This is a genomic window from Arcicella rigui (assembly GCF_034929435.1).
GTDB classification, from domain to species: domain Bacteria; phylum Bacteroidota; class Bacteroidia; order Cytophagales; family Spirosomataceae; genus Arcicella; species Arcicella rigui.
This window is the reverse complement of the sequence record NZ_JAYFUM010000043.1, coordinates 1-919: the sequence shown is the minus strand read 5'-3', so window position 1 is coordinate 919 and position 919 is coordinate 1. Positions and strand designations below refer to the sequence as shown.

The 919-nt window shown below is 34.4% G+C and carries 1 pseudogene; it reads left to right on the top strand.

Features of this window, described 5'->3' with window-relative positions:
* Window positions 1-90 precede the first annotated feature (90 nt).
* Window positions 91-915: pseudogene (locus tag VB248_RS22535) on the top strand (IS5 family transposase).
* The last annotated feature ends 4 nt before the right edge of the window (window positions 916-919 follow it).

The following is a 919-nucleotide window of genomic DNA, read 5'->3' as shown; positions in this document are numbered from 1 at the left end:
GAAGTCATCTTGACTTTTTTGACAGTATTGCTTAAAAATAAAAAAGGTTGCTGATATTTGTTTTGCGAACCATACCAAAGCAACCTTTTTATGTACTACGTACTCAGCAAAGATATAATAGAATCAGAAATAATTTGTCATTTACCTGTAAGAAAACGGGGGTTTAAGCCCCAAGCCCCGACTTGTGAAATCATTAACTGCATCCTTTATAAGCTCAAGACCGGCATTCAATGGCATTTATTACCTGTCGATAGTTTATTCAGCACACATGTTCTTAACTACAAAACTGTTTTTGGACATTATCGTCGTTGGTGTAAGGAAGGTATTTGGAAAAAGTGTTGGATAGAACTATTGAAAAAGTATAAGTCTTCTTTCGACCTTTCAATGGTAAATTTAGATGGAAGCCATTCTTCATGTACTCGAGGTGGCGAAGAAGTTGCTTATCAAGGCAGAAGGAAGCGAAAAACAACTAATGCTCTTTACTTAACTGATAAACAAGGACTTGTATTAGCTATGTCAACACCAGTTTCAGGCAATCACAATGATTTATTTAACATTGAGCAGACATTTGAAGAACTCACTACGATGTTGGAGGATGCTACTATTTCAGTTGATGGACTATTTATGAATGCAGACGCAGGTTTTGACGCAGAAAACTTACATCAATTATGTCATCAAAAACAAATTATCGCCAATATAGCCACTAATAAAAGGAACTCCACTGACGATAATTGGTCTCGCATAATTGATGAAGAACTCTATAAAGAGAGATATTCTATTGAAAGAACTAACGCATGAATAGATAGTTATAGGTCTTTGTTAAATCGATTTGATACAACTCTTTCAAGTTGGATGGGATTTAACTTTATAGCTTTTATTATCATGGCAATTAAGAAAATTAAAAAGTCAAGATGACTTC